This is a genomic window from Polynucleobacter sp. 39-46-10 (assembly GCF_002282275.1).
The window spans coordinates 1-5,625 of sequence record NZ_NCJB01000150.1 but is presented as its reverse complement, the minus strand read 5'-3'; the positions used below and the strand labels follow the sequence as shown (position 1 = coordinate 5,625).

The following is a 5,625-nucleotide window of genomic DNA, read 5'->3' as shown; positions in this document are numbered from 1 at the left end:
TGACCGCCCTGTGCCAAGCCGGTAATGAGGGTTGGGTTCAAATTGGCGCGGGCTGCATAAACGGCAGCCGTGTAGCCGGCAGGGCCCGAGCCGAGGATGAGAACTTTGGAGTGTTTTGGGGTATTTGTAGTCATATTCAAATTATAGGATTGCTTGATTACAATCGGAAGAACATGGCAAGAACCGCATACCCGAAGTCCAAAACCCCTTTAAGCCCCCAGCCCCCTGAGAATCATGGGCAGGGTAGGATGCCCCGTCTCCTTCTAGAGGCTCGGTGGTTTATCTCTGTTGGCCTCTGTTTGGGCTTATTAGCTATTTTGGTGACTTATTCGAAGGCAGACCCTGCTTGGTCGCATGCTAGCTTTGAGGCTCCCAGGAACCTTGGAGGGCGTTTCGGGGCCTATTTAGCCGATTTATTGCTCTACATCTTCGGTATTTCGGCTTTTTGGTGGGTGGTGCTCTTTGGCCGTAGGGTGCTCAGCGGATGGCGTGAGCTTTGGAGTATCCCTTTGCCAGTAGACCTTGATGCCAAACCCGACTCTCTATTAATGCGTTGGTTAGGCTTTGGGCTGACTATATTGAGTAGCATGGGTCTTGAGTCTATTCGCTTACATTCCTTGACCTGGGAGCTTCCAAGACCTCCTGGAGGCATTTTGGGAGAGTTGATCGGCGACCCACTACAAATGACCTTAGGTTTTACTGGTTCCACCCTAGTCTTGCTGTTCACCCTTTGCGCAGGACTGTCTTTATTTCTCCATTTTTCCTGGTTAGATGTTGCGGAAAAGGTGGGGCGATCTCTTGAGCTTGCCTACAACCGCTTGCGCGAGCGACGCGATAGTGAAGAGGATCGCAAGCTAGGAGAGGCTGCGGCTGAAGAGCGTGAAGAGTTTGTTGAGGAGTTCCGCGGGCGCGTTGAAATTGCTAAGCCAATACAGATTGTTCGAGCACCTGTAGAGATTGTAAAAAGTGCTCGAGTTGAGCGTGAGAAACAGCAGCCACTGTTTGTAGACATTCCTGATTCAGAATTGCCACCTTTGGCTTTACTTGATCCTGTGCCGGAAGCGAAAGAAACCATCTCAGCTGATGTATTGGAATTTACTTCTCGTCTCATCGAGCGCAAGCTAGCTGAGTTCAATGTAGAAGTTAAAGTGATTGCCGCTTACCCAGGTCCAGTGGTGACTCGTTATGAAATCGATCCAGCGGTTGGCGTGAAGGGTAGTCAGATCGTCAATCTTTCACGTGACTTAGCACGATCCCTAGGTGTTGTGAGTATGCGCGTGGTAGAAACCATTCCAGGTAAGACTTGCATGGCTTTGGAGTTGCCAAACCCAACGCGTCAATCGGTTTATCTTTCCGAGATTTTGAGTTCCCAGGTTTATAACGATAGTCACTCCAACTTGACTCTCTCTTTGGGTAAAGATATTTCAGGTAGTCCAATCGTTGCTGACTTGGCAAAGATGCCTCACTGCTTAGTTGCTGGTACGACTGGTGCTGGTAAGTCTGTTGGTATCAATGCCATGATTCTATCTATCCTCTTCAAGGCGAAGCCGGATGAAGTTCGTCTGATCATGATTGATCCGAAGATGCTGGAGATGGCGATGTATGACAAGATTCCGCATCTCTTATGTCCAGTGGTAACTGACATGAAGCAGGCCTATAACGCGCTCAATTGGGCTGTCAATGAGATGGAGCGTCGCTACAAGTTGATGAGTAAGTTTGGTGTGCGTAACCTTGCCGGCTTTAATAAAAAGATTTTAGAAGCCGAGGAGAAAGGTGAGAAGCTCACTAATCCATTTAGCTTAACTCCGGATGATCCAGAGCCAATCTACAAAGCGCCAGTGATAGTCATCGTGATTGATGAGTTGGCCGACTTGATGATGGTCTCCGGTAAGAAGATCGAAGAGTTAATTGCACGTATTGCTCAGAAGGCCCGTGCTGCAGGTATTCATTTGGTGTTGGCGACTCAACGTCCAAGCGTGGATGTGATTACTGGTTTGATTAAAGCGAACGTACCAACGCGTATTTCTTTCCAAGTGAGCTCCAAAATTGATAGTCGTACCATCCTAGATCAGCAGGGCGCTGAAGCACTGCTCGGTATGGGTGACATGCTCTACATGGCACCGGGCACTGGATTGCCTGTGCGTGTCCATGGTGCTTTCGTATCGGATGATGAAGTCCACCGTGTGGTCGAATGGCTTAAGGAAAAAGGCGAAGCCAATTACATTGACGGTGTTCTTGAGGGCGCTGATGAATCTACGATGGATGCACTGACTGGTGAAGGTGGTGGTGAATCCGATCCTTTATACGATCAGGCAGTCGCTATCGTCCTAGAAAACAAGCGCCCATCGATTTCTCTGGTGCAGCGTCACTTGCGTATTGGTTATAACCGAGCAGCCCGTTTACTCGAGGATATGGAAAAGGCAGGTTTAGTTTCGAAGATGGGTAATGGCGGTAATCGCGAGATCCTCCATCGCCCTTCAGAATAAGGCGACTCCATTGCGTAGATTTTTATCCGTAGCAACAACCATCTTTATCAGCCTTGCGCCCTTTGCATTTTCAAGTTCCGCATTTTCTGAGGGTGAAAGTGGTGCAGAGCAGCTACGTCAGTTTGTGCGAAATTCTAAAACTGCGGAAGGTGATTTTATGCAGCAGCAGTTGCGCGCACCCAAGGCAAATGAACCCCAAGACAAAGGTTTAAAAGTAGTTCGCCAAACACAAGGACGTTTTGTATTTCAGCGCCCAGGTCGATTTATTTGGGATACCCAAAAGCCTTACGAACAAAAACTCATTGCCGATGGCAAACAACTTATTTTGTGGGATAAGGATTTAAATCAAGCGACTTTTAGACCAGCTGGACAAGCTTTAGCGGCCACCCCCGCCGCAATCCTGTTCGGGGAGACTTCCTTAGACCAGCATTTTGAGTTAGTTGACGGTGAAGATCGCCTAGATATGAAATGGGTTGCTCTAGTACCCAAGAAAAATCCAAATGCAAAGAATGGTAATGACTTGCCTTACACCAAGATCTCAGTGGGCATGGCCAATGGTCTGCCTAAAGCGCTCGAGCTCATTGATGGCCTGGGTAGCGTGGTTCTGGTTACTTTAGACAGGATCCAGCTCAATATCAATTTGCCTGCCAGTCGCTTTACTTTCAATCCGCCGGCTGGCGCAGAAGTCTTACGCTTAAACTAACGTCTATACCCATTAACGAATAGAGCATCAGATGATTGATCCGCAATTACTCCGCAAAGATATCGCAGCCGTTGCTACCCGTTTAGCTACTCGCAAATTCCAACTGGATGTTGAGAAGTTCAACACCTTAGAGTCTGAGCGCAAATCTTTGCAAACTCGTACTGAGGAGTTGCAAGCTAAGCGTAACCAATTAGCTAAGGCTATTGGTATGAAAAAAGGTAAGGGCGAGGATGCTACAGCTGAGATGGCTGAAGCGACACAGATCAACGTGGATATGGAGTCTGGCGCAGCACGCTTAGCAATTTTGCAGACAGAGATTGCGGATTTTTTAATGGGCATTCCTAACCTACCGGATGAAACAGTCCCAGTTGGTAAAGATGAAACTGAAAACAAGGAAGTAAAGCGTTGGGGAAAAGTCCCCGAGTTTTCATTTCCAGTAAAAGATCATGTGGACTTAGGTGCGCCATTGGGTCTGGATTTTGAATCTGCTGCAAAAATTAGTGGCTCACGCTTCGTGGTTCTCAAGGGACCTGTTGCTAGATTGCATCGCGCCTTAGCGCAATTCATGATTGATCTACATACAGGTCAGCATGACTATGAAGAGCTCTATGTACCCCTGATGGTGAACGCAGCATCTATGCGCGGCACTGGTCAGCTACCTAAGTTTGAAGAGGATCTATTTAAGGTTCCGCGTCAGATGGGTGGTGAAGATGGTGCGGGCGAAGCGAAGATTGAAAACTTTTATCTCATTCCAACTGCAGAAGTGCCGGTGACGAATTTGATGCGCGACACCATTACGGCGGTTGACGAGTTGCCATTAAAGTTTGTTGCTCATACCCCATGCTTTAGATCTGAGGCTGGTAGCTATGGACGTGATGTACGCGGCATGATTCGCCAGCACCAGTTTGAAAAAGTAGAGCTCGTACAAATTGCCAAACCAGAAGAATCAATGCAGTTACTTGAGGAATTAACTTCACATGCAGAAAAGGTGTTGGAGTTGCTGGAATTGCCTTACAGAAAAGTACTACTCTGTACGGGCGATATGGGTTTTGGCAGCACCAAGACCTATGACTTAGAAGTTTGGATTCCGTCACAAAATGCTTACCGTGAAATTAGCTCTTGCTCCAATATGGGTGACTTCCAAGCAAGACGGATGCAGGCAAGATTTAAAGCTGGTCAAGGAAAGCCAGAATTGGTCCACACTCTCAATGGCTCTGGCCTTGCGGTTGGTAGAACAGGCGTTGCACTACTGGAGAACTTCCAGCAAGCTGATGGCAGCATAGCTATTCCTAAAGCCTTGCGACCATACTTGGGCGGCTTGGAAGTATTAAAGCCCGCCTAAGTAAGAAATCTAAGAAATACCCGAAAGCTATAATCGCTATTCGGTTCGGAGAGATGGCAGAGTGGTCGAATGTACCTGACTCGAAATCAGGCGTAGGGTCAAACCTACCGTGGGTTCGAATGCCACTCTCTCCGCCAATGAAGCACTTATCTATCCAAGTGCATCTTGAGAACCCCAGTTAACTACTAAATCTTTAAATTCCCAAGAATAATCTGAAGTATCTGAAGGATCAGTAGTAGAGCAAGTGGAGATAAATCTAAGGCACCAAAGTTGGGTATTACCCTTCTAATCGGGGTGAGTAGGGGGTTAACTAATAGTGATACTAGAAACTGAATTTGAGTTCCTGTGCCAACCCAGGAAAGAATGATGTTGATAAAAACCAGGCCAAGCAGTCCTGAAAGAGTTAGGTTTAGCATATCAACTAATGCCAGTGCTAACCAAGAGATATCAATCGAAGTAGCGCCAGAGATCAATAGTAGGATCGAAATTTTGGCCAAAATTAAAAGATAGGCTGCGACACAACTCGCTAGATCAAAGCGACCAATACTGGGTACGAAGCGTCTTAGCGGAAGAACAATCCAATTGCTTAAAGGCAGAACATAAGCGCCAATAGACTTACTTTGCCCTGCGCCTAAATTGAAGGCAAGCCACTGTAAATAGCAGCGTAAAAGGCAGGCTCCCGCAACAATGCTAACGAGTACCTGAAGAATGAGGTTGGCAATTTGTATCAACATAACCATATTGTAGGGCGTTTAATCGCCAATGGTTCAGCAGCATTATTCAATTGGTGCAACAATGAAATATAGACAATTCAATTATTAGGAGCTGCCGTGCTCGATTCACTTTTATTCAGTCGCATTCAGTTTGGCGCTAATATTTCTTTTCACATTTTATTCCCGACGATATCGATTGCCTTGGGTTGGTTTTTATTGTTTTTCAAGATTCAATTTAACCGCACGGGCTTGGAATACTGGCAAGAGGCTTATCAGTTTTGGGTCAAGATTTTTGCTTTGACATTTGCCTTGGGTGTAGTGAGCGGCATCACTATGAGCTTTCAGTTTGGGACTAATTGGCCTGGCTACATGGAAACTGTT

At 46.8% G+C, this 5,625-nt stretch carries 6 protein-coding genes and 1 tRNA gene; 5 read left to right on the top strand and 2 right to left on the bottom strand.

Annotation, left to right across the window (positions count from 1 at the left end; genetic code table 11):
• Nucleotides 1–134 (bottom strand): FAD-dependent oxidoreductase (locus B7X71_RS11145; protein WP_363926978.1); only part of this gene is annotated, 134 nt, incomplete at its 3' end.
• 39 nt (nucleotides 135–173) lie between these two features.
• Here B7X71_RS11145 and B7X71_RS11140 point away from each other — a divergent pair.
• The 4 genes from B7X71_RS11140 to B7X71_RS11125 all read left to right on the top strand — a co-directional run bounded on the left by B7X71_RS11140 (nucleotide 174) and on the right by B7X71_RS11125 (nucleotide 4,668).
• Nucleotides 174–2,486 (top strand): DNA translocase FtsK, encoded by a 2,313-nt coding sequence (locus tag B7X71_RS11140; RefSeq protein WP_293600760.1) that lies wholly within the window; start codon nucleotides 174–176, stop codon nucleotides 2,484–2,486.
• On the top strand, nucleotides 2,446–3,189 hold the full coding sequence (locus B7X71_RS11135; protein ID WP_293600759.1) for an outer membrane lipoprotein carrier protein LolA: 744 nt from the start codon (nucleotides 2,446–2,448) through the stop codon (nucleotides 3,187–3,189). The genes B7X71_RS11140 and B7X71_RS11135 overlap by 41 nt, the downstream gene beginning before the upstream one ends.
• Nucleotides 3,190–3,220: 31 nt before the next feature.
• Nucleotides 3,221–4,531: a serine--tRNA ligase gene (serS, locus tag B7X71_RS11130; protein WP_293600758.1), complete on the top strand. Its 1,311-nt coding sequence runs from the start codon at nucleotides 3,221–3,223 to the stop codon at nucleotides 4,529–4,531.
• 47 nt (nucleotides 4,532–4,578) lie between these two features.
• A tRNA-Ser gene (locus B7X71_RS11125) sits at nucleotides 4,579–4,668 on the top strand.
• 48 nt (nucleotides 4,669–4,716) lie between these two features.
• Here B7X71_RS11125 and B7X71_RS11120 read toward each other — a convergent pair.
• Complete coding sequence (locus B7X71_RS11120; RefSeq protein WP_293600757.1) at nucleotides 4,717–5,265, bottom strand: YggT family protein; 549 nt, start codon at nucleotides 5,263–5,265, stop codon at nucleotides 4,717–4,719.
• A gap of 96 nt (nucleotides 5,266–5,361) precedes the next feature.
• Between B7X71_RS11120 and B7X71_RS11115 the strand changes: the two genes are divergently transcribed.
• Nucleotides 5,362–5,625, top strand: a 264-nt coding sequence (locus tag B7X71_RS11115; RefSeq protein WP_293600756.1) for a cytochrome ubiquinol oxidase subunit I, incomplete at its 3' end; no start/stop codon positions are given.

Coding starts and splice junctions, on each gene's coding strand:
- B7X71_RS11140 (WP_293600760.1), top strand. CDS start 174: ATGGCAAGAACCGCATACCCGAAGTCCAAAACCCCTTTAAGCCCCCAG.
- B7X71_RS11135 (WP_293600759.1), top strand. CDS start 2,446: ATGGCGGTAATCGCGAGATCCTCCATCGCCCTTCAGAATAAGGCGACT.
- serS (WP_293600758.1), top strand. CDS start 3,221: ATGATTGATCCGCAATTACTCCGCAAAGATATCGCAGCCGTTGCTACC.
- B7X71_RS11120 (WP_293600757.1), bottom strand. CDS start 5,265: ATGTTGATACAAATTGCCAACCTCATTCTTCAGGTACTCGTTAGCATT.